Source organism: Saccharibacillus kuerlensis DSM 22868 (assembly GCF_000378145.1).
In the GTDB taxonomy this organism is placed as follows: domain Bacteria; phylum Bacillota; class Bacilli; order Paenibacillales; family Paenibacillaceae; genus Saccharibacillus; species Saccharibacillus kuerlensis.
The window spans coordinates 105831-127505 of sequence record NZ_KB899278.1 but is presented as its reverse complement, the minus strand read 5'-3'; the positions used below and the strand labels follow the sequence as shown (position 1 = coordinate 127505).

Genomic DNA, 21675 nt, shown 5'->3' with positions numbered 1-21675 from the left:
CATCAATCCGGATTTTGTACCGCAAACTGTTTATCATGCAGCTCTTTATACAAGCCGCCGAGCGCCAGCAGTTCTTCATGGCGGCCTCGTTCGGCGATCACGCCGTTTTCCACAACGAGAATCTGATCGGCACTGCGAACGGTAGAGAGGCGATGGGCGATTACAATGCCTGTCTTGCCGACGAGCAGCGCCTTCATCGCCTGCTGTACGTAATGTTCGGAACGTGTATCCAGCGCAGAGGTGGCCTCGTCGAGAATGACGATCGGAGGATTTTTCAGCAGTACTCTCGCGATCGCAATACGCTGCTTCTCGCCGCCGGACAGTTTGATCCCACGGTTGCCGACAAGCGTATCATAACCGTCCGGCAGGGAAGCGATAAAGTCGTGAATATAAGCGGCTCGGCAGGCGGCGATCATCCGATCTTCATCGGCACGTTCGTCGGCATACAGCAGGTTCTCGCGGATCGTACCGTTGAACAGATAGGTGTCCTGCGTAACAAGTCCAATATTCGATCGCAGTGATTCCAGTGTCAGGGCGCGTACGTCCGTTTCCCCGATCAAAACTTGCCCTTCGCTAACTTCGTATAGTCGGGGAATCAGCTGGGTAATCGTCGTTTTGCCTGCACCGCTCGGTCCCACCAAGGCGGTCATTGTACCGGGTTCCGCTGTAAAGGAAATACCACGCAGTGCCAGCTTGTCAGGGCGGTAAGCGAAGCCGACATCACGAAACTGTATGCCGCCCTGCGGGAATTTTGGAGAAGAGTCCGGTAGATTCGCGATTTCCGGGACAATATCAAAGTAATCGAAGATGCGCTGAAACAAGGCAACCGAACGCTTGATATCGACATACAGGTTGGTCAGTTGGCCTACAGGACCGTACAGACGACCAAGCAGAGCAACGAACGCGATAATGGCGCCGACCGAAATTTCTCCCTGAATAAACAGGTAACCGCCGTATAAATAGATGAGCATAGGACCGATCGTACCGAAAGTGCCGACCATCATCATAAACCAACGGCCTGCAGTAGATTCGCGAATTTGCAGTCGGGTAGTTTCGGCATTGGCTTCGCGAAAAGCTTCGTACTCGCGGGATTCCCGCGCAAACAGCTTCATCAGCAGATAGCCGCTGAGGCCGAGTGTTTCTTCAATGATTCGGTTCTGCTCACCCAGCTTTTCTTGCGTTTGCTTGGCGAATTTCCAGCGAACGCGGCCCATACGACGGGTAGGAGCGGCAAATAACGGCAGCACGCACAGACTAAGTATCGCAAGCTTCCAATTCATAATAAAAAGGGTGAACGAGGTTGTGAGAAGAATCAGCAGATTGCTGGCGAAATTGACGATAGTACCGCTAAAAACGCCTTGAATACCGGTGATATCGCTTGTCATGCGAGTAATGACTTCACCCTGTTTGACATTCGAAAAAAACGACAGCGGCAGGCTTTGCAGATGGCGATACATTCGGTTCTTCATATCGTACACGATATGCTGCGAAATGTACGTATTCAGGTAGCTTTGCAGCACGCCGAGTACACCGGAGAGAATGGTTGTCGCAAGCGAAGCCGATACAAGGAAGGCGAGTAACCGCAGATCCCGGTCTGGCAGCGCGCGATCGACAATTTGTTGAATCAGCAGGGGAGGCAGAAGACCGAGCAGCGAAGTGATCGTCAAGACGGCGAATACGATAAGGGTGCGTTTTCGGTAAGGGTAGAAATAAGCGGCAATCCGGCGCAGCATGGCAGACGACAGATCGGGCTTTTCGGTATTTTCATCAAATTTCATACGTCCCATTGAAGGGGTTCCAAATTTGGACATGGGCATGAACCAGCTCCTTGAATATAAGAATAAGATTGAACAACGACATCTAATATGTAAATAGTTTATCATTATAAAGTTTTGTATACAAGTGTATACAAAGGGATGAGGAAACGGGTATAGAGGCAGTTAGTAGGGAGATGAACTAAAAGCGCAAACGAAATGACTTTCCTCTTCCAAAAGATTCTTCTTCTGTTGCATTTCCACGAAGCGAACATTTATAATGAAGTGTTTGATATCCCATGAGTATTTTGTACTTTAAAAAGTTTTCTAAAAAGCCCCAGCGGCTGGAGGTGCGCATGAGCAAGTCTAAATTTTATGTAGTCTGGACAGGCAGACAGCCTGGCATTTACGCCACCTGGGCAGAATGCAAAGCACAGGTCGACGGATTTCCGGGTGCCCGGTATAAGTCTTTCGAATCGAAAAGTGAGGCGGAAGCGGCATACGCCGGTGGAGCCAAGCCGTACGCAAGATCGGGCAGTGGAGCTGCTAAAAAGCCGACAGCCCCTAGAGCGGGAGCAAAACCGACAAGTGACATCGATTACAATAGTATCTCGGTAGACGTAGGGACACGCGGTAATCCGGGCCCTGTCGAATACAAGGGAGTGGATACGGCAACCGGCGAGGTCATTTTTTCACACGGACCGATTGCAAAAGGAACAAATAACCTTGGTGAATTTCTCGCAATTGTGCATGCTTTGGCTCATATCCAGCGTGAAGGTAGTGATAAATCGGTCTACAGCGACTCCGTCAATGCGATCAAATGGGTGAAACAGCGCAGAGTATCTTCCACGCTGCCGCGCGATAAGTCGACCGAGGAAATCTGGATGTTGGTTGACCGGGCAGTAGAGTGGCTGGAAACGCACCCATACAGCACAAAGATCATGAAATGGGAAACCCGGGATTGGGGCGAAATTAAAGCCGACTATGGACGAAAATAAACCGGTTGAAAGTGCTTGCCAAATTGCGCAGTGCTCCTAAACATGCTAGTATAATTTCTAACGTCTACCGGACCGCCAGGCCGGCTCTTGTTCACGCGAGAGTCGGCTTTTTTTGAGCGTTTTGGATGTTCGGAGCGAAGGAATCGATTTCGGGTAATAGAAGCCATGACGAATTTTTCATGGCATGTCGAAATATTGGGAAAGGAGTGACAAAATGTTCGGTAACGATTGGGATGATGTATTGAAAGACGAACTTCATCAGCCGTATTTCAAGGAGCTGATGCAGCGGGTTCAGGAAGAATACCGGACACATACTGTGTATCCACCGGAGCCGCTTTTGTTTCAGGCATTGAAGCTGACCCCTTTTGCTTCTGTCAAAGCGGTGATTCTCGGTCAAGACCCTTATCACGGACCAGGACAGGCGCACGGATTGAGCTTCTCGGTTCTACCAGGTGTGCGGATTCCGCCCTCGCTAAGAAATATGTATAAGGAAATGGCTTCGGATCTCGGCGTTCCGGTACCTGACCACGGCTATCTGATTCACTGGGCGGAAGAAGGCGTGCTGCTGCTGAACACAGTGCTGACCGTGCGAGAAGGCCAAGCGGCTTCGCATCAGAAGCTGGGATGGCAGCGTTTTACCGATGCGATTATTCAAGCGATCGGAGAACGGGAGCAGCCTGCAGTATTCATTTTGTGGGGAGCCCATGCTCAAAAAAAAGAAGCCTTGATCGATGCGAATCGGCACGGAATCTTGAAATCCGTGCATCCGAGTCCTTTATCGGCAAGGGGTGGATTTTTCGGCAGCAGGCCTTTTTCGCAAACCAATCATTATTTGGAATCCCACGGCATTCAGCCGATAAATTGGGAAATACCTTCGCTGTAAAGCGAATGCCCGGAGGTGCGCGCTTTGAAACATTGGGTGGGGAAGAAAGTGGTAGTCGACAATGGCGGACCGTATCAGACAAAGCGCTACGGGACCTTGATCCGCTGGAATGATAAAGAGCAGTATGTGGTACTTAGTCCGGGCGGGATCCGGATCGGCATGAAAGATATTATGTCAATCCGTGAGATTGATATTCTTCCGCAGGAAAGCCGGCAGGCAGCCGGACGTCCGAATCCGATCGGGTATGTGATGAGAACGATGCGGCAGTTTGAACACGCTATTCTGTTCCGTTCGGCCATAATGGTCTGGCAGGGAAGCACTCTGCTGGCTGCGCGAACGCATATTGTGAAGCACAACGATCAGACCGTTACATTGGAGGATGGCACGGTGCTCGACAAACGGGAGCATCGCTTCGTCGTTCGTTCGTTTCGCGGGTAAACAGCGAAAGGAACAAACGGTATGTTCGTTCGTTTCGCGGATAAGGAGAGAAAAGAACGACGGGTATGTTCGTTCCTTCCGTGGATAAGGAGCAAAAAGAACGACCGGTATGTTCGTCCCTTCTGTCGCTGATACCAGAAAAGGGAAGTATGGTCTCAAACGACAATTCGGTAAACAACAGAACAGCAGAATAACCAAAAAGCCGGGGTGCATGCCCCGGCTTTTCTATCGCTCATTCCTACCAAATACCAAATCCTACAGTTCCTTTTCCATCCGCACGTGCAGAATGCCTGCATCGTAGAAAGGTTCGCCGGGAACAGTACGGTATCCGAGTGATTTATAGAAAGGTTCCGCATGACACTGACTGTCCAGAACAGCGTACCTGTATCCCGCCAAACGCGCTGCCGCTTCCAGTCCCGTCATCAGTACGCGTCCAAGCCCACGGCCGCGATAGGCGGAGCGAATGGCGACGCGCTGCATTTTGACCGTCGCTTCCCGGTAAGGAGTGAAGCGAGCTGCGCCAGCGTCTCCGTCTTCAGTCATCAGCAGGACGTGTCCGGCTGACGAGCCGATTTGGTCGTAGGTGTCGACTTCCAGTTCTTCGGGCACCTGCTGTTCTTCAATGAAGACTTCCCGCCGTACGGCGAGACAGCGCCGCAGTTGATCATCGTTTTCGATCGTTACCAGTTGCAATTTGTTCATTAAGAAAAGCCCTCCTGTTGCGGCACATATCAGTTTGCGCCTTGATCCGTCGACGCGGACAATTCCGCGGCTCGAAACCTCATTATAACGAAGCCATCCGCAAAAATCCAAGGCATCCCTTCCCAATGGTTATTCGGTTAGAAAGGATCGGAAAAGGTTAATAGAAGGAAGGGATGGTAGCGGGATACGCTCCACCATGAACAGATTAGACAGGAGGAAGTCATTATGACAAATCGAACGATCATCGGCGTGTTCCCTACCGAGCAAGGGGCATTGGAAGCCGTTCAACAGCTCAAAGCACAAGGCGTCGGCAGCGACCAGATTACGATCATCGGCCGTGATCCGCAGCATATCGAGGAAATCAGTGAAGATACAAATATCAAATCGCCGGAGGCGAATACTCAACCGGAAGAGTCTAAAGGATTCCTGAACAGTATTCGCGATACGTTTAGCGAATCGGAAAGCCCAAGCGAGTTTACGAACGTCGGTCCATATGTGGCAGCAGGCCCGCTTGCGCACAAATTTATCGGATCGGATACGTACTACGGTGGCAACGGTTGGAAAGATGACTTTACGAACTTCGGCTTCAGCAGCGAAGAAGCGAAAAGATATGATGAAGCTATTCAGGGAGGATCGATTCTGTTGATGCTGGAAGAAACGGCCGGCGATATGGGAATGATTCGCAGCATCCTGGGTATGACCGCGAACACAAGCGATTAACGTCCAGCGAAAAAGCCCGAGCCATAGCGGCATATATAAAGGGAAAAAACCGGAACGCATGCGTTTCGGTTTTTTCTGTTGTCAAAAGCTGATTTCGGCGTGGAAACAACGCAGTTGATACGGCCTGCTAAAGGAGGAGAACAATCCTACCAAGGTCCTAAATGTAATAAAAAGTAAAAACATCTAAGTAAAAGCAAGGCAAAGACCGATATAAGGACTATCCTTATCATCGTCCGGAGGCCGCGGAAATGAAACAGAAAAAAATCTTTTATGGAATCTCTGCGGGTTATCTCATCCTATTCTTCATTCTATCTCACATATATCAAGGAAATGAGACCGCGCTTACATGGATCGGGCATCTGAATATACTGCCAATATTGGCTTGTACGCTGCTGCTGCTGTACGTAACAGCACGCTCTGAACGGAACAATCGCCTGTTCTGGCTGCTTAATGCTGCCAGCGGCTTATGTTATTTGCTTTCTCTTTTGACCTTGTTTGCCGATACACTGTCCGATCGTATTGTTCTGCCTTCGCCGAGCATTGCCGATTTATTTTGGATTGCCGAAGGTTGTTTTTTGTTCATGGCGCTGCTTGTTGTCGTTTATCAGCGTCTTAAAGGCATGCGTTTGATGCAGTATTTTCTGGACGCTGCAATCTTTATGTCAACTATAGGCGTCTGCAGCTGGAGTCTGCTTATTGCACCCATGTTGGAATCTTCGATGCTGGTCAGCAGTTGGCTGCCGGCATTTGTCAATCTCAGCTATCCCATTATCGATCTGGGCAATTTGTTCCTCTTCAGTCTTCTGCTGTTCGCCAACCAGTCGCTCGGCAGCAGTCGAACCCATATGGGTCTTCTTGCCGGTACGCTTCTGCTGACATTTGGAGATTCGGTTTATCTGTATATGCAGTTGAGCGGTACTTATATGCTGGGCAGTCCAATCGATGTGACTTGGACGGCTTCAGTATTATGTTTGACAGCTGCCGGTATGGAATCGCTGTACACAGTAGAGAGCAAAAAGGAGAGACGGCTGTCCGCCTCTGTGCAGAAGAAGCTGAACTGGGTACGGCTGCTGCTGCCTTATATCAGCTTGGTGGCGCTGTTCGCGATTATTCTTGAAGAGCTGTCGAAATTTAATGTAATGGTGGTTGGCAGTGCGTTTGCTATGCTGCTCATTATTATTCGTCTAATTCTTACTTTCATCGAAAATGACTATCTGCTGCACCGATTGAGCCATACGGTAGAAGTCAAAGAGCATGAAGCCAATCATGATCTGCTTACCGGGCTTGCCAATCGGAGGAAATTTGATGCCGAACTTTGCAAAGCCGTAGAGAGAGCGGAAGCGGAAAATCATCAGCTTGCTTTACTGTTTTTCGATTTGGACCGCTTCAAACATATTAATGACAGCATGGGACATATGCTTGGAGACAAGCTGCTTCAGATTGTTGCCGAGCGTCTGCTCGAATATGTTCCTTCCACCCGTCTGCTTGCCCGCCAGGGCAGCGACGAATTCACGGTTCTGGTCGATCCGCTTGAAGGGGAGGTCGAAGCGTATCGGACGATTGCAGCCATCGAGGAAGCGTTCAAAAAGCCGGTTATGCTGAATGAAACCATGTTATACGTATCGGCAAGCATCGGCATTTCCCTCTATCCACGAGACGGCACGACGGCAGACGAGCTAATGCGAAACGCGGATATCGCGATGCATGAAGCCAAAAAGAACAGACATCAGAAAAGCCAGTTTTTTGAATCGAGCTTCGGTGATCGATTGGCGTATAAGCTTGAACTCGAGCAGGAGCTGCGTGGTGCAATCGGACGCGGCGAAATATCGCTGCACTATCAACTGCAAAAAAACATTCAAACCTGCAGCATTATCGGCGTAGAGGCGCTCATTCGTTGGCATCATCCCGTGCTGGGCGGAATTTCGCCGGTCGAGTTCATTCCGATCGCTGAAGAGACTGGAATGATCATCCCGATTGGTGAATGGGTCTTCAAGACAGCCTGTCGACAGCAGGTAGAATGGCGAGAACAGGGTTACGGATCACTGCGGATGAGCATTAATGTGTCACCTTATCAATTCCAGGACGAACTATTTGTCGAAAAGATCCTGCATACCTTGCGTGAAACCGGTGTTGACCCGGAATACATTACGATTGAAGTAACCGAGTCTCTGGCTATCCGTGATGTCGAGAAAGTGTCGGCTCAGCTTCAACTGCTGCGCAGGTCGGGCATTAAGCTGGCAATCGATGACTTCGGCACCGGTTACGCTTCACTAAAATACCTGCGCACATTTGAACCGCATCTGCTGAAGATTGATCGGTTTTTCGTCGATGGTATCGATACCGAAGCCGAACGGGGCAGCATGGTCCAGGCTATCATTGCGATCGGCCGCAGTCTAAACATGGAAGTGCTGGCCGAGGGAGTAGAGACGGAGAATCAGCTGGAATTTCTTCGCGAAGCCGGCTGCGACGAAGTTCAGGGTTATTACCTCAGCCGACCGCTTCCCGCTGACGGTGTGGAACAGCTGTTAAATGAACGTTCTCAGGCAAAGAATCGGTCTGAACCGGAAGAAAGCGCAGTGTGAATCGAGATGAGCAAACTTATCAAAATAGAAAGCGGCCGCCCTTTCCAGGGAACGGCCGCTTTTTTGCAATTGTCGATATAGACGTTAAGAATAATGAAGCAGTAGAACTCAGCGTCCGGTCTTCGCCTTATACGCCAGCGAATACTGATCCGCTGCCAGAATGGCGTCGAGCACATCGCCGGCTGTTACCGGGAACGGCAGATTGTGCGCGGTCTCGCCTTCCTTGGTCGCGGCTTCGGCAACGCGGTAGAGGTCTTCGTTCGAAACGTCTTTCAAATGCAGATCCTCAAGTGTCACCGGCAGATCAAGCTTCAAATAGAAGTCGATATAACGTTCAATTTCATGGAGTGGGCGGCGTTCCAGTGCCAGCTGTACCAGTGTACCGAACGTGACTTTCTGGCCGTGCGTCATATGGTGGATATCGCCTTCCAGTACGGTAAAGCCGTTGTGGATGGCGTGTGCGCCGGCCAGACCGCCGCTTTCAAAGCCGAGTCCGCTCAGCAGCGTATTTGCTTCGATAACGGCGTCGAGCGCCGGAGTTACGACTTTGCGTTTGACCGACTCATAAGCGAGCAGACCGTAATCAAACAGCGTTTCTTCACATTTGCGTGCGATCGCTTCCGCTGCAAGTGTCGTCAAACCGCCGGCCATTGTCGTCGCTCTGGCTTCGATAACGGCACGGCACTCCACCCAGGTCGCGAGGGCATCGGCGATACCGGAAGTCAGGAACAGCGGCGGAGCGCCGGCGATGACCTTGGTGTCGACGAGGATAAGATCGGGATTTTTTTTGTAAAACGAGTATGCGTCAAATGCACCCTCATCTGTATACAGAACCGACAATGCGCTTGTTGGTGCATCGGTAGAAGCCGTCGTCGGTACGATTACGCACGAGGCACCGAGTACATCGTTGACTGCCTTGGCCGTATCCAGCGTCTTGCCGCCGCCTACGCCGACAACAAGGTCGATGTCTTCTCCCAAATCGGCAATCCGCTTGATCTCGCCTCGGGACGCCTCGCCTTGGAATTCGACTTTGATCGTTTTAACTCCCGCTTCTTCAAGGCTTTTTACCACACGGTCGCCGGCGATTGGCCATACGATTTTGTCCGCGATTACGAGCGCCGATTTGCCGAGCACTTTGACATACTCTCCGGCTTTGTCGACCAAATCTTTGCCTTGTACGTACTTGGCTGGACTGATAAACACTTTTTCACTCATCGGTTGTTGGCTCCTTTCGATTTGGAAACACATCCTAGCTGTATTAACCGAAAAAGCCCCTCCCCGACTCGGAAAGGAGGCAGATTGGCGGGCTTTTCACTTTTTGTTCACGGCTATTAAAAAGGATCGGCCGATTAGGAAACCTTTTGCCGCCGCCGAACGTCTTAATGGAGTAGACCTCTGTCTATTTGGGGTCAGCCGACTGGAGGAAATACTTATATGAAAAATAGATGGAGCAAATGGGCGGCCGGACTGCTCGCAGGCAGCCTCCTGATCTCTCCCGTATCGCATGCGGCCCCGCCGGAAAAGGCTTCGCTGATTCTAAACGGCTCGAATGTAAACAGCGGTGGACTGGAAATTCGGGAGGGACGCGCGTATATGTCTCTCGAAGCGGCGTCGGAGCTGCTCGGATTTCTTGCCGATTATAATCGGGACTCGCATACGCTGACGCTGCTGCGTCCGGATACGAATCTGCGAATGAAGGTTGGAAGCGAGAGAGCGGAGATTGACGGTCGGAAAGTGAAAAGCAGCTCGGCTTTTGCCGAAGATGGAGAGATTTATATTCCGCTGCGAGCCCTGTCGAGCGCATTGAAGACCAAAGCCGGATGGGATAACGTTTCGGCAAGCGCTACGCTGCAAGATCCGGGGCGTTACCGGATGGATTCGTCGGGAGGACGGACGGCTTGGGTTTCTTTTGCCACAGGAGAGGTGTATGCGTTGGAATCCGGCGTGCCGAAGAAACTTATAGGTGCGGACGTTTCGGATCTAGAGTGGGGAACAGTAGATATGCAGAATCTGGGCGGAGACGCTTATTTGCTTACGGTCGGACGGGAATACGGCGCTGCTATGCAGAATGTACATAATCGGTATCAATTTTTGGTGAAGGACGGTATTGTGCAGCGGCAGGTCCATTTTCGTTATTCCGGTCTGTATGTTTCCAGTGAAATGGGCCCTCGCGATCTGTCTGCGCAGCGAACCTATTTGACGGACGGAAACGTCGTTGATGTCTTGGGTGCAGGAGGCAGCGCGGCAGCGGTCTACGATCTGGAAGAGTTAACTGGACAAAAAGGACCGTTCATCGTGGAGTCTGTGACGACGGATTACCTGCTCGTACGCGCTTTCGATACGCTGCAGCCGACGGTGATCGATTTGAAGACGGGAGAAGCTGTACTGCTGTATAAAGAACTGCCGGATGAAGACGAAGTTCGCGCTTGGGACGCGGTGACGGGCAATACGGGAGAGCTTCTGCTGCTTCAGTCGAGACTGCGCTTTGAGGAACGGAAGGACGATCGACTAATTTTTACGTATAAGCGGATAGCTTCGGGAGCAGACTTCGGACGGGAAGAGAAATGGGTTTATGAACTGAATGGGATTACGAACTGAATGGGATTACGAACTGAATGGAGTTACGAGTTGAATAGGTTCACGATTTGAATAAAATCCAGACAAAATGCCGGCTGTCCCGAAAGGGAAGCCGGCGTTTTTGTTATTCTTTGTTATTCGGCATTCGATTTTGGAGGGATAGATTGGAGTGTCACAGCCTTTAATGATAAATGCGATCGCTGCGTTCGAAAAGATGGCGATTACTTCGCCGGATACAGCTGAACCTGTACTTCTTTGCTTGGCATATGCTCAGTGTAGGAGAAAATATGCATTTCCGCCGTATCGCCAGTATAGTCGGGATAGATTTCGGTAGTTCGGTTGGTGATCATACTGTTCAGGTAATCCCGAATCGGCTCGGTTAAGAGTCTATCTCGCCCTGTTCCGATATGGGTCTGGCCGATTCCGCCGAAGTTCGAACTACTGCTGCTCGTTTGCACGTACAGATCGCCATTTTGTCGGTAATACGTCCAACTGACCGGATAACCGCCTACCTGCGAAAGAATCGTCTGTTTGTTCTCGCTAATATTTGTCAGCATGACAGGAGCGGGCAGATCACCTTTATGGGTAACGATGGCGTGCCGGGCCTGCAGCTCGATCTTCGAGTCGGCAGAGAGAGTAAGATCGGCGGGACGTTCTAACACCAGTGCACTCTCTGAGTTCTGCGGCGCTTTCAGGTAGAGAGGCTGATCCAGTTCCCTGCCGTCTACGACCAATTTATATTCGGCAAAAGAGGAGGAGGCGCTGCCGTCTCGCAGGCCGAGACGAATCTGCGACGGACTGATCGTCAGGTTATCGATCTTCAATGGCTCGTCGCCTTCTCCGATCGTGACATTCAGCTTCTGCTTCGCGGTGGCATGTTCAACCTGCGACTTGTCCAAGATAAGCGGGAAGTCCCAACTGCTGTCACTGCGTTCTGTTATTCGATTATACGCCAGCTTGAAGGAGACACCCTGCTGGAGCAGAGAAGTCGTATCGTAATAGCTGTCGTTCAAAGTCGCATTTCCTTCTCCCGGCATGCCACTTTTATGATGTAACCATTGAATCTGTTTTCCGCTTTGATCGTAAACGAGTAGGCTAGGAAAAGCTTGATTTTCCGACTCACCCGATTCCGGTATGATTGTAGTGCGAAGAAGAGTACGGCCGTCTCCCCCATCGAGGGCTTGGATTTGTATGGCTTGGACTCCGTCTCTGCCAATGTCGGTCATTTGCGGGTGTGGGCTGCCGACATTGAATTCAAGTGGGATTTCTCTGTTTTCGTAAAAACCGAGTTCTTCCGCACTGAATTGCACAGCTTCGGATGAAGCTTCAGGCGACCAATCCGTCTCGAAATAACCTTGAACAACACCATCTTCGTTTGGAAGCTGCATTATATTGGAGACTTCGTGCCGCTGTCCGCTGCTATCCGTGATGGCAAGGCGAGAGAAGTCGAAAGACGTTCCTTTTTCACTGTCCGGGTCAAGACTGTACAGAATCAAGGTTCGGTCCTCATGAGTAAAGGCGGTATGCAGCGTCAGCGTAACGCCGTCATGCTTCACTGATTGTTCGATCTTCTGGCCGAGTCCCTGCGCCAGTGCCGTCTGAATACCTTCGCGGTCGGTCAGGATATCGCTCCAGTCGTATTGGAAAGCGGCGTAAGCCGGTACGGCCGCCAGTGCGGCACCAAGTACCGTCGCCAAGGCAACTTTGCGGACTCGCATTTGCATCGGAGCGCGTCTGGTCGAACCCTGTGCCGAGGCCGCTTCACTGCTGCGCTCCCACTCCAGCTCCATTCTCATCCACATGGCGTCATAATCGGGTTCCGCTATGGCGGTGCCTTTGCTCATTTTACTGCGTACCAGAGGTTCCATAGCCTGCACGTCTTGTTTTTTGTCGTTAACGGATTTGATATTCATAAGCTCCTCCTTTGGTGACTTCAAGTTTTCCCTGCTTTTCGAGCATCTGCTTCAGCAATTTAAGTCCTTTGTACTGCCGGGACTTAACGGTTCCTGCCGGGATCTTAAGCACTTCGGCAATCTCGGCCGTGCTCAGATCGTGCAGATACCGAAGCGAGATGACGGTGCGGATCTTAACCGGCAGTCGGCTCATATAGCCAGCCCATTCTGCAGCCGCTTCCCGGTCTTCAACCGCAACATCCGGCGTTTTCTCCGGCGTCCCGGTAAACAGCCGGGGATTGTTCGTGAGCTTGGAACGAAGACTGGTTCGGCGTCTAAGCAGATTCAAGCATTGGTTGACTGCGATCCGCAGAATCCAAGACCTGATGTTGTCAATCTTCTCCCACTCGCTGCGAAAAGCGGTCATGAATACGTCCTGGCAGACATCCTCGGCATCCGCGGCTTGACCTAGCATGTAATAACAGGTCCGGTATACATCCGACCGATAGGTCTCGAACAATTCTTTGTTCGTCACTTGTGCGCCCCCTTTCTGGTAGATTCGCTTATAAAACAAACGAGGGAGGAAAAACGTTCATTTTTATAGTTAACTTGGTTTATATTCGACGACGAAAAGGTTGTAAACCCATTCAAACGGCAGATCCAATAGATCATCAAAGAAAGCCGGATTAAAGTATAGCCGCCGCACAAAAAAGACTTCTTTTCTATACTTTTTATGCATCAAGGCGAAAAAGTTGAATTTTTAGACAGGTGATTAAGCCGTTTTTATATGGTTGAATAGAACATAGAATCCATGCTTGATTGGTGAATGAGATAACCGAATTTCTGATAACCACAAGTAAGGAAAGAAAAGCAGAATGGAGGCGCAGAAATGGAATATCGATATGAATTAGTCAAGCCTCTACAAAATTTGCCGCTGAAGATGATCGTTCACAGTTCAAGCAGCAGGCATTTTATTGCAGAACATTGGCATGACAGTCTCGAAATCTGCTACGTGCTTTCAGGAAAAGTTGATCGCGTGTATGTGGATGGAAGAGAATACGAGGTGGGAGAAGGCGATATTCTAGTCATCAATTCGAATGCGATTCACTCTTTTTCCGTCAACAGGATGCCTAATCGAAAAGTCGTAACTTTTTTGATTCCCAATGACTTTTTGAAGGCCGTGTTTTCGGATATTCCCCGAGTAGAATTCGACTGCATCTCAATCGGTGAACAGACCTGCCGAAGTAAGAAATCGTTCAACGCGCTTCGCAAAGTGCTGAACGCTCTCATTGCCGCTTATCTCGATCTAGAAAAAGATGAACTGGCTTCTATTAAGATAACAGGTCTGACTTACGAGTTGGCTTATGTCCTGCTGCGGCATTTTCAGTCGAAGAAAAAGAACAGCAGCAGTATCGAATTCAGGAAACATACCGATCGACTGGAAAAATTCACGGATTTTATCAAGCAGCATTATAGACAGAACTTATCCTTGGATTATCTAGCGGGTCAATTTAACCTATCGCCAGAATATTTTTCACGCTTTTTCACAAAATATACGGGAATGACTGTGTTTCAGTACATTAATGCGGTTCGCTTGGAAAAGTCGCTGCCGGAATTGATGAATACCGATCTTTCTACGCTGCAAATTGCCCTAAATCATGGATTCCCGAATGAAAAGTCGTATAATCGAGTGTTCAAAGCCGCCTACCAGGCAACAGCTTACCAATATCGCAAAAGCAAAAATGCGGTCAAAATGCCAAAAGTCAATATTTGACCTTAAACAAGTTAAGAAAGGATAGGAACTTGTCAGGCATATTTCTTAAAATAAATGTAACCGCTTTAATTGAAACGCTTCAGCTTCAATAAAGGTGGAAAGCAGATCTTTAACCATGAGGAGGATGAAAGATGTTACAGGGGATCAGAAAAAGTGTGAAAGTCGCATTGTTATGCACATTGGCTGTAGGCACTTCGCTCTCGCTCGCTTCGGGAGTCAAAGCTCAAGAAGTCAAAACGCAGCCCACATCTTACCAGACCGTTACGAAAATCGAGGACTGGGGTCCTGCCATCACCAAAATCATCGTCGATTTGGGCAGACCGATTCCGGCAGGTTCCGTAGCGGCGGATACCTTTGTTGTTCATGTCCAGCGGAGCGACAGCCGCTTAACGGATCCCTTCTTGGAAAAAGGATACCGTGTAATCAAAAAGGCTTATGTAGCGGATAAAAACGGAAATCCAGCGAATCAAACCGGGCAGTACGCGGTTCTGGAAATGCCGATCGGTCCAGGCGCAACATTGGGTTCCCCGATGAATTACGATCCGGCGAGCGGGTTTAACGCTTGGAACAAAAGCGATTATACTATCATTCAGCAAAAAGATATCGTGACGCCGGCAGGAAGCGTTTCGGGACTGGTCGTCAATACGTTTGCGGGCGGAGCAACAGAGCTGGTGGACGATTTCGGAACGGGAGAAGCAACCTATGACGGAGTGAAGTTAACTTATGCCGACTATGCTCCCGCACAGGATAATAAAAAGAAACCGCTTATTGTTTGGCTGCACGGCGCAGGAGAAGGTGGAACCGATCCGACTATCGCAATTTCCGGTAATAAAGCGGTCAATTTCGCCTCGGAAGAGATCCAGTCCCATTTTGGCGGCGCTTACGTGCTTGCTCCTCAGACTCCAACTTTCTGGATGGACGGGCTGACCGGCTTCGGAGACGGCACATCCAAGTATCAAGAAGCGCTTATGGCATTAATCAAAGATTATGCGGCCAATCACAAGGATATCGATCCGGATCGGATACTTATTGGAGGAGACTCCAACGGCGGATACATGACCATGCTGATGATTCGCGATTATCCGGAGTATTTCGCAGCGGCCTTTCCAACCTGTGAAGCGCTGCTGGACAGCTTGATTTCGGATAACGATATTCAACGTATGAAAGATCTTCCGATCTGGTTTATTGCGGCAAAAACAGATACGGTAGTGCCTATCGATAAATATGTCGTACCGACCTACAACCGGTTGATCAGAGCGGGAGCGTCCGATGTACATCTGTCCCTGTTCGAGAACGTGATCGATACTTCCGGTCTTTACAAGAAGTCAGGCAGAGCACCGTACGAATATGACGGTCACTGGTCTTGGATCTATGTATACAATAACGAAGTTGCCAAAGAGCTCGAGGGACAACATGTTACGCTGATGGAATGGCTGGCTTCCCAGTCTCGGACCGAGTAGCACGTACGCTGCAGCCGTCGCTAAAACTTTCAACAAGTTAAAACGCCGGCTTTGTATGACAGCAGAGAAGGAGCTCTGGTTATTGTAAACACGTTCAGCCAAAAAACACGGCACGCGGATCGGCGCGTACCGTGTTTTTGCGTTCCTTTCGAACTGCTCTATGTCGCTGTCCGCATCATGCGCGAGTCGTGCCGCTAGAAATTTTCACCGATCGACAGCTCAGCGCTCCGACTCCAGCGACCAGCAGCGCAGCGAGATCAGCTTCGCTTCGCCGCCGTCCGCGAAGAATCGGATGCCCGTTGACTCGGCACCGGGATAAATGCGGGCCGTCATCGCCAGCTCGCCGTCCCCGGCAAACACCTCGACCGACGACCGGTCGAGGAAAATCCGCAGCCGCAGCGTGCCCTCCTGCAGCGAGAAGGGCGCCCGGCGTACACCGCCGGGCCCGGCGCCGGAGCGCTCACGGTCGAGGATCAATCGTTCCTCGGCCCGGTCATACGCCAGCACCGTTTCTTCGACGCGGGCCGTATCTGCCCGCAGCACGATACCGAACCTCGACGCCGTGCCTCCGTCGAGCTCGACCTCCAGCTCGAGACACTCGCCGGAGACGCCGGCAAATTCCCGTTCGTAACGAATGGCTGCGCGCGTCCCGCTCAACTTCGGCTCGGTTTCTTCGGAAACCGAGCCGTCCGCCGCTTGGCTCGCAGTCGCCGCTTCGCTCGCTGTCACGGCTTTGCTTCCTGCCGCCGCTCCGCTGGCAGTCCCCTCTATCGCGGCTTCACTCGCTCCCGCCGTTTCAATCCCGGCCGCGGACTCGCCAATCGCTGCTCCATCAATCGGCTCGTTGACGTAACGAACCTCTTCGCCGCGCAGCCCCTCAAGTTCGGGAACCGGACGGCTGCGTACCTGTCCGTTCTCCAGCGTCAGCACGCGAGGCAGCGTCATCGCCCCAGCCCAACTGCTGGCCTGCTCGGGCATTTCGCTTTCCCACATCGCCATCCAGGCGATCAGAATACGCCGTCCCCGGTCGTCTTCCATCGTCTGCGGCGCATAGTAATCAAAGCCGTAATCCAGCGGCACAAATTCGCCATGCTCCAGCAGACCTGTGCCGTAGTCCAATTGCCCGAGGACATATCCGGCTTGATGCAGATTGCGGTACAGATGATCGCCCTGCGGTGCAACGCCCTGTGGAGAGAACGCCAGAATATCGCGGCCTCCAATAGAAAACAGATCAGGGCATTCCCACATGTAACCGAGAATATTCGCCGGTTCTTTTCCTCCGGCCATAACGCTGACGAATGTCCAATCGGTCAGATTCTCGGAGCGATACAGCAGCACTTGTCCCCGGTGATCCTGTGTCCGCGAGCCCAATACACAGTAATAACTTCCTTCATGAACCCAGACCTTCGGATCGCGGAAATGAAAAGGATGTATGTCGCCTTCCGGCGCTTTGTCGATGACCGGATTGCCGACAAACTTTTCAAAATGAATGCCGTCATCGCTGACAGCTAGTGCCTGTACCTGAAGCAGATCATTTTCCCGGTCGGGACCTGTCCAGCGGTTGCCGGTATACATCAGCCAGAGCTGATCGTCTTTGACAACGGCACTGCCGGAGAAGCAGCCGTCGATATCGTAATCTTCGGACGGCGCAAGCGCGATCGGCAGATGTTCCCAGTGCACAAGATCGCGGCTTTTGAGATGCCCCCAGTACATCGGTCCCCATTCGGGCGAGAATGGATGATGCTGATAGAACAAATGATATTCACCCCGGAAAAAGCAGAATCCGTTAGGATCGTTGATCCAATAAGCTGGGGCAGCGGCGTGATAGAGAAGCCTCCAAGGGTTACGGGCGACCCGCTCCCGTGCTTCGTCAAGTGAAGCTTCGGCGAGTTCCAATGCACTGCGGTGTTTGTCCTGCGGCGATTTCATTGTTCAGTGTCCTCCTTATGTTAGGCGCTCAGAAATCGTTCCAGTTGCGTGTTCCCCGGCTCGATTCGTTTCGTTCTCCGGCCTGCAGATCTTCCAGCATTTCGATCGCCTTCAATGTGCCCAGCAGCGAATCGAACAGAAGCAGGGAGTATTCATCTTTCTCCAGCACAAGCGCTTTGAATCTGTCCTTTTCCGCGAGAAAAGAAGCCGTTTCCTTCAGACTCTTATGCCGGGTTTCGAGATAAACGGAGGCACTCGACAGCCATAGCGTAATACTGCGGAAATCGCTGCTGTTTGCAACTTTATCGCGAATTTCTTCGCCTTGGCGGGTCAATTGGTTTAACTGCATGAATATCCTCCTTATAATTAAAACGGTGTGATTGAGTGAGATAGGGATTGAATATAGTTTCATTTTACCAGATTGATTCTTCCTGTCCCAATCTGAATGTATACGTTTACTGTGAAAAACATAAAAGATATGTCTATCCTCTGTAAACATTAGAACTGCAAACAGGAGAAACACGACACGTGTAGAATACAAGAAGAGCAGGGAAAATTGATTAAAGGAGGCGTGCCGAATGGAAACGGAACAAGCGGTAGTTATGGCCATTCATTTTACGGACGGAGAAGTGCTGGAAATTGAGGTTAGCGAGGCGGATTTCGAACGGCTGCCGGAAGAGATCACTTCGAACCCATGGATCGAGATCGACGGCAACACCATCAACACGTCTACTATCAAGTATTTCTGGTTCTATGACATTCAAGAAGACGGCGAAGAAGAAGACGAATAGAAGAGATCTCCCAAGAATTCGAACAAAACAAAAACCACCGGCAACGGTGGTTTTTTATAGATGTGTAAGGAAGGAAGTTTAAAAGAAAGTGAGTTGAAAACTTTGAATGTTAAAGCGGAAAATAGCTTATAGAAGTAAAACAACAAGGGAGGGGAGAACTCATGGAAAAATTTTCAGTAAAGATTTTTGCGAATATGAACTCTCATGAGCTTGAGCGTGAAATCAATCAATGGCTTCAAACAAATTCGGATAAAGAAGTAAAAAGTCTTTAGTATGCGGCCAGCAGCGGCATCTTTAGCGCTATTTTTCTTCTCGCAGATTGATTGAATCGGAGCATCCTTTAGCAGGCAAAAATATAGCAGTATATAGCAGCATAAAGCCGGACGGAAATAATGTTCCAAGCCGCTCTTTTAGTGCTCTACAGCAAGAATTAAAGGAGGTACAAATTTGCAAAAAAAGATTTTCTCGTTCTTAATAGTAGCAGGTGCTGCGATTAGTTTGAGTACACAAGCGAGTGCTGCATCGGATAGTTCTTATCCGGAACCACCGGTTGGTCTTGTGGAGCCTCCATACGTTATAGAAAATCCGTATACAAATTCTGCAAAAGGAAGTTTGAAGTGGAATGGAGAGACGTTAACCACTATACCCAGACTGGTTATCGTGAACCAAAGCCTAATGGTGCCTGCCAAAGATCTTTTTGAACAGTTAGGAATGGAATTTGCTTTTGATAAAGATAACTTAGCTCTTACTGCCTCGAAATCTGGACTTAAATTGAAGTATTCTTTGAAAAGTTTTGTTGGTGAAGTAAATGGGGAAAAGACTTTACCCATGCGTCATGTTCCGTTTATTGAGACAGAGAGTAATCGTATCTTTGTAAGCTTGAGGAATGCAGTAGAGGCAGCAGGTGCGACCGTAGAGTGGGATAATGCCAATAAAGCTGCACTGGTTACTGAATAGACTAGAAAAGAAGCTGGACATTTGATATTCGGCTTCTCTTGATTTGATTGCGTTCAATAAACTTGATTATGTTCAGACAGCAAAAAGCCCCTTGATATACAAGAGGCTTTTCAGTATAGGACGGATGGGGATCGAACCCATGACCCCTACCCTGTCAAGATAGTGCTCTCCCGCTGAGCTACCGTCCTTCATGAATGTCTTCAATGTTTCCATTTCTTTTCGACAAGAAAGATCATACCATAGGGCACAGAGGTATAGCAAGCACTTTTGTAGAATTTCCTTTATTTTTGGAATCTGCTTTTTTCCATTTTAGATTCTATCTCCATGATATGAAAAAAAGGTAAGTTTTTCATAGAATCGATTTTGTGAACTCTTTACATTTAAAAAAGGAAGATGGCAGTTCGGACATGATGGAAGCGGTCGGCCGTTACCTGCCGTTGAGAGCGTCGATGGCTTCGCCGCTCAGCCGAACAGCGACGAGAAGCTGAACGAGCTGCTGGCGAAACTAGACGCTTGATTGTCAAGTTATGCGAGGACCGCCAATCAAGCGCTCATTTAGCCGCTTTTGTCCGATGTCAGTGGGAGAATCCTTTGACATTCGTGTAATAGAGAGTGAGGGCCTTTCGTTGGGAGCGTAAGCGAAGAGCCCCACGATCCATATGCGAAGGAGGAGAGGTCTTTGGTGGAACGCATGGGACAATTCAACCGTCGGCGCGGACATCGGCGTGAGGTGCTGGGAAGACTCTACGATAGCTGGTTCGCTCTTGAAGGAGAACCTATCGTCATAACGGCAGAAGAGATTGACGGAGAGCCGGAGAAAAAGTTGGCTTATCGCTACCTGGCCGAAAAAGGTCTGATACGTATGAATCCTGTCGAAGGCGGAAACTTCGAGGTTTCGATTACTGTTCAAGGCATCGACCGGATTGAAATGACCGGAGAAAATGAGTAATGAATCGTAGGAGGAACCAAAAGACGGAACGGCAGCCGGCAATCAATGGACTGTTTTGCAGCCTTTGCAAAAAAGAACCGGAAGAAAAACACCGGTTCTTTTTTATGCGAAATTGGCTAAATCTTACACGTCCGACCAGTGTGTGCAGCTGAAACGATTATTCATCATCACAGTTTAACAGCGCATTTTTACAGGATAAAAGAATACAAAAATACAGGGAGATAGAGGTGGCAAGGTACATAGAAGTAAGAGGCGTAAGAAAATACAGAGATAGAAAGGTAGAACAAATAGAACAAATAGAACAAATAGAACAAATAGAATAAGTAGAATGGGTAGAAAAATACAGGGAAGAGATAGAAATAAGTATAGTCTTATAAAGGTGGTTTTTGCGGTAGTGCAGCACAAGCTTGAGGGGTGTCGAATACGTAGACAAGCACACTGCGATCATGAGGGAACATCCAATCCATATACACGCTCTTCAGATTGCGAATCGCCGTTCCGCCGAAAGGAGGGTCTTCGATGAACCTGAATTTTTCCACGCGACGTTTGGACTGTCTTAACAGTTCGCAGTGACCGTCTTCGATCAAAGCTTTTTCCACTTCAATCAGTGTTCCATCACGAATAATGACAAGTATGCGCTGGTCTACCCAGAACGAATAAATTTTTTGAGGGAATTTTTGGACATCATAAGTTAAGGCGGCAATGTGACGATGAATTTTATTTTGATCGGGGTAGGGTTTGTTTTCCTGCAGACAGAGGGGGTCGCTTAACATCATAAAGATCAAGCAGGAGAGGTCATCGTCGTTCCAGTCGTAAGCCTGCGCTTCTACCGGAATTCCGCAATCCTGATTGACAAAAATGTTCAGTTCGGGCAGCAGGTAGCCGACCATTAGCTCGCGAATAGACTGCAGCGCACCATGCGATTCTTCAAGAATCATTGATTCGACGACGGGCTGAAGAAAACGCTGCGCGTATATAATCACACAGCTGTCATCAAGCGTTACGCTGACCCGTGCCGGGGAGACGCCGAAATGTTCGGCAAATAAGGAAAGTGTCTTGTAACGGATTGCATCCGAAACGTTGTCATTGAACATGAAGCCTGCTCCTTTTGCCTTTTCATAATTGTTTTAGGGAAATACCTACTTAAAAAGTAAACTTAAATCAATTCCCATAACCGCAGTATAAGCCAAGTGAGAAAAATAAAGCTAATAAAATTTCATTTTTTGAAGAAAATAAATAAAACGGCCGGTTCTTCCGTGAGGAAGACCG

The 21675-nt window shown here is 49.6% G+C and carries 19 protein-coding genes and 1 tRNA gene; 11 read left to right on the top strand and 9 right to left on the bottom strand.

Annotation, left to right across the window (positions count from 1 at the left end):
- Nucleotides 1–2: 2 nt before the first annotated feature.
- Nucleotides 3–1811 carry an ABC transporter ATP-binding protein gene (locus F456_RS0103525; protein WP_018975625.1) on the bottom strand — a complete coding sequence of 603 codons (1809 nt, stop codon included), beginning with the start codon at nucleotides 1809–1811 and terminating at the stop codon, nucleotides 3–5.
- 299 nt (nucleotides 1812–2110) lie between these two features.
- On the opposite strand from F456_RS0103525, the gene rnhA reads away from it, so the two are divergent.
- The 3 genes from rnhA to F456_RS0103510 all read left to right on the top strand — a co-directional run bounded on the left by rnhA (nucleotide 2111) and on the right by F456_RS0103510 (nucleotide 4073).
- Nucleotides 2111–2752 (top strand): ribonuclease H, encoded by a 642-nt coding sequence (gene rnhA / locus F456_RS0103520; RefSeq protein WP_018975624.1) that lies wholly within the window; start codon nucleotides 2111–2113, stop codon nucleotides 2750–2752.
- Between the two features lie 214 nt (nucleotides 2753–2966).
- Entirely contained in the window at nucleotides 2967–3635 is a 669-nt protein-coding gene (ung, locus tag F456_RS0103515; protein ID WP_018975623.1) for a uracil-DNA glycosylase, read from the top strand.
- 24 nt (nucleotides 3636–3659) lie between these two features.
- Nucleotides 3660–4073: a hypothetical protein gene (locus F456_RS0103510; RefSeq protein WP_018975622.1), complete on the top strand. Its 414-nt coding sequence runs from the start codon at nucleotides 3660–3662 to the stop codon at nucleotides 4071–4073.
- Between the two features lie 255 nt (nucleotides 4074–4328).
- On the opposite strand, the gene F456_RS0103500 is transcribed toward F456_RS0103510, so the two are convergent.
- Nucleotides 4329–4775: a GNAT family N-acetyltransferase gene (locus F456_RS0103500; protein WP_018975621.1), complete on the bottom strand. Its 447-nt coding sequence runs from the start codon at nucleotides 4773–4775 to the stop codon at nucleotides 4329–4331.
- Between the two features lie 225 nt (nucleotides 4776–5000).
- On the opposite strand from F456_RS0103500, the gene F456_RS0103495 reads away from it, so the two are divergent.
- On the top strand, nucleotides 5001–5495 hold the full coding sequence (locus F456_RS0103495; protein ID WP_018975620.1) for a YflT domain-containing protein: 495 nt from the start codon (nucleotides 5001–5003) through the stop codon (nucleotides 5493–5495).
- Between the two features lie 248 nt (nucleotides 5496–5743).
- On the top strand, nucleotides 5744–8077 hold the full coding sequence (locus tag F456_RS0103490; protein WP_018975619.1) for a putative bifunctional diguanylate cyclase/phosphodiesterase: 2334 nt from the start codon (nucleotides 5744–5746) through the stop codon (nucleotides 8075–8077).
- Between the two features lie 108 nt (nucleotides 8078–8185).
- On the opposite strand, the gene F456_RS0103485 is transcribed toward F456_RS0103490, so the two are convergent.
- A complete protein-coding gene (locus tag F456_RS0103485; protein ID WP_018975618.1) occupies nucleotides 8186–9292 on the bottom strand; it encodes a glycerol dehydrogenase in 1107 nt (368 codons plus the stop codon).
- Between the two features lie 219 nt (nucleotides 9293–9511).
- Between F456_RS0103485 and F456_RS0103475 the strand changes: the two genes are divergently transcribed.
- Entirely contained in the window at nucleotides 9512–10675 is a 1164-nt protein-coding gene (locus F456_RS0103475; RefSeq protein WP_018975616.1) for a copper amine oxidase N-terminal domain-containing protein, read from the top strand.
- A gap of 200 nt (nucleotides 10676–10875) precedes the next feature.
- Here F456_RS0103475 and F456_RS0103470 read toward each other — a convergent pair whose 3' ends face one another.
- On the bottom strand, nucleotides 10876–12567 hold the full coding sequence (locus F456_RS0103470) for a DUF4179 domain-containing protein (protein ID WP_018975615.1): 1692 nt from the start codon (nucleotides 12565–12567) through the stop codon (nucleotides 10876–10878).
- Nucleotides 12548–13081, bottom strand: coding sequence for an RNA polymerase sigma factor (locus F456_RS0103465; RefSeq protein ID WP_018975614.1), 534 nt, complete (start codon nucleotides 13079–13081; stop codon nucleotides 12548–12550). The genes F456_RS0103470 and F456_RS0103465 overlap by 20 nt, the downstream gene beginning before the upstream one ends.
- A gap of 354 nt (nucleotides 13082–13435) precedes the next feature.
- Here F456_RS0103465 and F456_RS0103460 point away from each other — a divergent pair, with 354 nt between their 5' ends.
- Nucleotides 13436–14320: an AraC family transcriptional regulator gene (locus F456_RS0103460; RefSeq protein WP_018975613.1), complete on the top strand. Its 885-nt coding sequence runs from the start codon at nucleotides 13436–13438 to the stop codon at nucleotides 14318–14320.
- A 131-nt stretch (nucleotides 14321–14451) separates the two neighbouring features.
- Nucleotides 14452–15780, top strand: a complete 1329-nt coding sequence (locus tag F456_RS0103455) for a prolyl oligopeptidase family serine peptidase (RefSeq protein ID WP_018975612.1) — start codon at nucleotides 14452–14454, stop codon at nucleotides 15778–15780.
- 219 nt (nucleotides 15781–15999) lie between these two features.
- Here the strand turns inward: F456_RS0103455 and F456_RS24720 are convergent, their stop codons facing one another.
- Nucleotides 16000–17709 (bottom strand): glycoside hydrolase family 32 protein, encoded by a 1710-nt coding sequence (locus F456_RS24720; RefSeq protein WP_018975611.1) that lies wholly within the window; start codon nucleotides 17707–17709, stop codon nucleotides 16000–16002.
- 28 nt (nucleotides 17710–17737) lie between these two features.
- The gene (locus tag F456_RS0103445; RefSeq protein WP_018975610.1) at nucleotides 17738–18058 is read right to left on the bottom strand and encodes a hypothetical protein; all 321 of its coding nucleotides are present in this window, start codon (nucleotides 18056–18058) and stop codon (nucleotides 17738–17740) included.
- A 229-nt stretch (nucleotides 18059–18287) separates the two neighbouring features.
- Here F456_RS0103445 and F456_RS0103440 point away from each other — a divergent pair, with 229 nt between their 5' ends.
- Together F456_RS0103440 and F456_RS0103430 are read left to right on the top strand one after the other, a co-directional pair.
- Nucleotides 18288–18500, top strand: coding sequence for a hypothetical protein (locus tag F456_RS0103440; RefSeq protein ID WP_018975609.1), 213 nt, complete (start codon nucleotides 18288–18290; stop codon nucleotides 18498–18500).
- A gap of 447 nt (nucleotides 18501–18947) precedes the next feature.
- Nucleotides 18948–19457 carry a copper amine oxidase N-terminal domain-containing protein gene (locus F456_RS0103430; protein ID WP_018975607.1) on the top strand — a complete coding sequence of 170 codons (510 nt, stop codon included), beginning with the start codon at nucleotides 18948–18950 and terminating at the stop codon, nucleotides 19455–19457.
- Nucleotides 19458–19573: 116 nt separating this feature from the next.
- Here the strand turns inward: F456_RS0103430 and F456_RS0103425 are convergent.
- A tRNA-Val gene (locus tag F456_RS0103425) sits at nucleotides 19574–19645 on the bottom strand.
- Nucleotides 19646–20136: 491 nt separating this feature from the next.
- Between F456_RS0103425 and F456_RS0103415 the strand changes: the two genes are divergently transcribed.
- Complete coding sequence (locus F456_RS0103415; RefSeq protein ID WP_018975606.1) at nucleotides 20137–20406, top strand: hypothetical protein; 270 nt, start codon at nucleotides 20137–20139, stop codon at nucleotides 20404–20406.
- A 371-nt stretch (nucleotides 20407–20777) separates the two neighbouring features.
- Here the strand turns inward: F456_RS0103415 and F456_RS0103410 are convergent, their stop codons facing one another.
- On the bottom strand, nucleotides 20778–21500 hold the full coding sequence (locus tag F456_RS0103410; RefSeq protein WP_018975605.1) for a Na-translocating system protein MpsC family protein: 723 nt from the start codon (nucleotides 21498–21500) through the stop codon (nucleotides 20778–20780).
- Nucleotides 21501–21675 lie beyond the last annotated feature (175 nt).

What these genes read in the sequence shown, in the direction of transcription:
- F456_RS0103440 (WP_018975609.1), top strand. Translation starts at nt 18,288, where the DNA reads ATGGAAACGGAACAAGCGGTAGTTATGGCCATTCATTTTACGGACGGA.
- rnhA (WP_018975624.1), top strand. Translation starts at nt 2,111, where the DNA reads ATGAGCAAGTCTAAATTTTATGTAGTCTGGACAGGCAGACAGCCTGGC.
- F456_RS0103485 (WP_018975618.1), bottom strand. Translation starts at nt 9,292, where the DNA reads ATGAGTGAAAAAGTGTTTATCAGTCCAGCCAAGTACGTACAAGGCAAA.
- F456_RS0103475 (WP_018975616.1), top strand. Translation starts at nt 9,512, where the DNA reads ATGAAAAATAGATGGAGCAAATGGGCGGCCGGACTGCTCGCAGGCAGC.
- F456_RS0103500 (WP_018975621.1), bottom strand. Translation starts at nt 4,775, where the DNA reads ATGAACAAATTGCAACTGGTAACGATCGAAAACGATGATCAACTGCGG.
- F456_RS0103445 (WP_018975610.1), bottom strand. Translation starts at nt 18,058, where the DNA reads ATGCAGTTAAACCAATTGACCCGCCAAGGCGAAGAAATTCGCGATAAA.
- F456_RS0103525 (WP_018975625.1), bottom strand. Translation starts at nt 1,811, where the DNA reads ATGTCCAAATTTGGAACCCCTTCAATGGGACGTATGAAATTTGATGAA.
- F456_RS0103455 (WP_018975612.1), top strand. Translation starts at nt 14,452, where the DNA reads ATGTTACAGGGGATCAGAAAAAGTGTGAAAGTCGCATTGTTATGCACA.
- F456_RS0103460 (WP_018975613.1), top strand. Translation starts at nt 13,436, where the DNA reads ATGGAATATCGATATGAATTAGTCAAGCCTCTACAAAATTTGCCGCTG.
- F456_RS0103495 (WP_018975620.1), top strand. Translation starts at nt 5,001, where the DNA reads ATGACAAATCGAACGATCATCGGCGTGTTCCCTACCGAGCAAGGGGCA.
- F456_RS0103490 (WP_018975619.1), top strand. Translation starts at nt 5,744, where the DNA reads ATGAAACAGAAAAAAATCTTTTATGGAATCTCTGCGGGTTATCTCATC.
- ung (WP_018975623.1), top strand. Translation starts at nt 2,967, where the DNA reads ATGTTCGGTAACGATTGGGATGATGTATTGAAAGACGAACTTCATCAG.
- F456_RS0103470 (WP_018975615.1), bottom strand. Translation starts at nt 12,567, where the DNA reads ATGAATATCAAATCCGTTAACGACAAAAAACAAGACGTGCAGGCTATG.
- F456_RS24720 (WP_018975611.1), bottom strand. Translation starts at nt 17,709, where the DNA reads ATGAAATCGCCGCAGGACAAACACCGCAGTGCATTGGAACTCGCCGAA.
- F456_RS0103410 (WP_018975605.1), bottom strand. Translation starts at nt 21,500, where the DNA reads ATGTTCAATGACAACGTTTCGGATGCAATCCGTTACAAGACACTTTCC.